The sequence below is a fragment of the Mesorhizobium sp. LNHC229A00 genome, from assembly GCF_000502415.1.
Taxonomy (GTDB): domain Bacteria; phylum Pseudomonadota; class Alphaproteobacteria; order Rhizobiales; family Rhizobiaceae; genus Mesorhizobium.
This window is the reverse complement of sequence record NZ_AYWQ01000053.1, coordinates 1-2,627: the sequence shown is the minus strand read 5'-3', so window position 1 is coordinate 2,627 and position 2,627 is coordinate 1. Positions and strand designations below refer to the sequence as shown.

Annotated in this window: 3 protein-coding genes and 1 pseudogene; all 4 read right to left on the bottom strand. The window is 58.7% G+C overall.

What is annotated here, in order from left to right; genetic code table 11:
* Positions 1 to 213: mCpol domain-containing protein (locus tag X742_RS140675; RefSeq protein ID WP_023775545.1), on the bottom strand; the 213-nt coding region annotated here is incomplete at its 3' end.
* A 287-nt stretch (positions 214 to 500) separates the two neighbouring features.
* Positions 501 to 935: a hypothetical protein gene (locus X742_RS0139305; RefSeq protein ID WP_198019286.1), complete on the bottom strand. Its 435-nt coding sequence runs from the start codon at positions 933 to 935 to the stop codon at positions 501 to 503.
* 960 nt (positions 936 to 1,895) lie between these two features.
* Positions 1,896 to 2,036: a hypothetical protein gene (locus X742_RS1000000176320; protein ID WP_023775543.1), complete on the bottom strand. Its 141-nt coding sequence runs from the start codon at positions 2,034 to 2,036 to the stop codon at positions 1,896 to 1,898.
* Positions 2,035 to 2,627, bottom strand: a pseudogene (locus tag X742_RS00655) (transposase); the annotation flags it as partial. The pseudogene X742_RS00655 and the gene X742_RS1000000176320, both read right to left, overlap by 2 nt.

The following is a 2,627-nucleotide window of genomic DNA, read 5'->3' as shown; positions in this document are numbered from 1 at the left end:
TCCGTTGGATAGCGGCTTGTCCGCGTGGCCGACCACACCATCAGCCGCGCAGAAGATCACGGTAAACCCTTGCGTCTGCAGCATGCGTGCGATCTGCTCGGCCTTGTCCTGAACCATTGCGGCAAAAGCGCTGAGCGAGACTGGATCGTTGCGCAGGTACATCGCGGTGATCTGCCGGCCGATGTCGTCGCCGTCAATTGTGATGTATGTCAAAAAGAAGTCCCAGGAAAGCGTTGTTGTACGTCAACGATTGATAGGCGACTTGTGTTTGGTGCGCAACGCGACACAAGCGGTTTTCACCGTGGCAATTCGTGCAGCAAGTGCGGATATCGCTCGGTTGATTACCTGTTTCTGGTGAAAACCTCGAATTCCTCGACACCGGCCAGCATAATTCGTCTATGTGTCGCGACAGACGGGTTTCTGGGCGAAATGGTCAAGAAGACTGCCACAGGCAAAACTTTCCGAATACTCAGCCTTGATGGCGGTGGCGCCAAGGGGTTTTACACGCTTGGCGTTCTGGCCGAGGTCGAGGCAGCCACCTGCTGTTCCTTGATGCGGATGCGATCAAGGCCGTCGGCGGCCGGCGCGATTTGAACGCCGTATCCCTTTTCGTCCAGCGCGAGATAGAGATCGTTGGCGATCGAGAGTGCGCGAAGCAACTGGGTCTCCGACGAAATCAGATCCGGCAGGATTCTCTTGTAGGGCCTGAGGAACTCACCCTGTTTTACGTCGCGTGTTTTTCGCATGTGCTCTTCAAGGCCGAAGAGCAGCCGATGGCGCGCCGGACGATGGGGCTTCGCGGCAGGTCCGGCTTTGCGAACAGAGCCTTCCTTCACGGTTCTCTTTCGTCGAGGCTTTGGGGTGGACGCCGTTAGCTCGATCAGTTCGTCCGATGCCTCCGGCAGCGGCGGCAAGTCTACCGGCAGCCCGAGCAATTTACGCGTCCAATACCCCGACCCAGGATAGGGAACCTGATATCGCTTACATATCGATGCCAGCACCGTGCCGGAAATTCCGAGCTCTGGAGCGATTTTGCTCAGAGGCCTGTCGCAGACCCTGTTGTAAAGCTCAAGGCGTGTCAGTTGCACGGCGGGATAGGTCTCAGTTCGATCGCGGCCGATATCGCACGGTCAGCAGCGGCTGCTGATGCACATCGCTCGCCATCGGCCTATCAGCGGTTTGAATAACTTTTAAGACAGCGTGGCGCCGGCGTATCCATTCATAGCAACCGGTCCAACGTTCACACTTTAGGCGATCGATGTCGCAGACTGCCGGCCGAAGATGCCATGTCGACAAGGGGCAAGGCTGCCCCTCATAACAACGCGGCAGCCATCCAGTGCTTAACCTCACGGCGGTGCGGAGCCGCTTCCACAATATTCATGGACAATTGCAATCGCCAATCGAGAAGCACACTGAAAATTATTGAGCGGGTACAATTGTTTAGCATCGGAATGCACATTACGGCAAAGGCATACAATGTGCCGAGGGCGCCGAAAATCTCAGTAAAAACAACTAACCGACCGAAGCGCAATGTGCGCCCTTTTATCTTGCCGTCTTAATCGGCTGTGCTTTGCGCGATGTTATTCGGCCTCGTCGATTATCCTCCAATCTACGATAATACACTATTCTATGCTCTATGCCACGATTCCGTATTCTGGTGTCGACTCTCGATGCGCCGTGCAGCCTTCCGCGCTCTGTAACGGAGTAGTTGCGCTGCTTATTTGCAGCGCGAGAACCGTCGTTGCGCACTTTTCAATTGGGCTGACGGAGCAGCGTCACAGGCAATCCGGTGCGGCCCGGTCGTCTCGTGATCAGCGGGGCCGCAGGCAGGATAACGTGCGTTTCGTCGTTCCTGGTCCGCATCGGTTCTCATCCGCCGGAGCGGATCTCTTGTGTCAGATGGCACCCGTCCGCGCGCCGTCGCCACGCATTTCGAGTTCCGTCGCGCGCTCATCGATGCGCTCCCAAGAGCATTCGATCCCAGCGATGAGCACGCCGGGCGGCACCGCTTCGGCTCGCCCGGGAATCGTCAGCATAGAACGTTCCGTCGGCCCGCATGGCGTGCCTGGCCACCGCCACCGTGCGCGTCACGGCGACACAGGCCCTCTGGTGGCAGGAACGTTTGGCGAGCGCCTGGCCCCCAGTTCTTGACCTGTCGGAGCCCTTGAAGCACGTCATCAGCCCGAAGCCGCCTCATGAAGTAGCGTCGCACGTCAGCATCGTCGACCTTCGATATGCGGCCCTGAACGTCGATTGAGGTGCCCGACTGCCAACGTCGCGACGTCAGCCGGCGGTACGTCGCGACGTCGCGTGAGCGGCAAAAGCGCGACGGATCATCGCTCGCCGTCATGAACGAAAGTGCTGTGACCGGACCGACACCGGGGATTGCCATCAGGCGTCGGCAAAGTTCGCTGCGGGCCACCATTTCGACGACGAGGTCGTGCAGCCGGCAATACTGCTTCCACAGCGCTGCGCACGCCGACAGCATGGCGTCCATCAGCTCGGACGACAGTGGATCTTCCGCCACCGCGGTGCGCACCGCATGATCGAAGGCTCCTCGCCCGACCTTGCCCAGGCGGATGCCGAACGCCTTCAGCGAATGGCGAATGGCGTTTTTCAAGTCAAAG

What these genes read in the sequence shown, in the direction of transcription:
- X742_RS1000000176320 (WP_023775543.1), bottom strand. Translation starts at nt 2,036, where the DNA reads ATGCTGACGATTCCCGGGCGAGCCGAAGCGGTGCCGCCCGGCGTGCTC.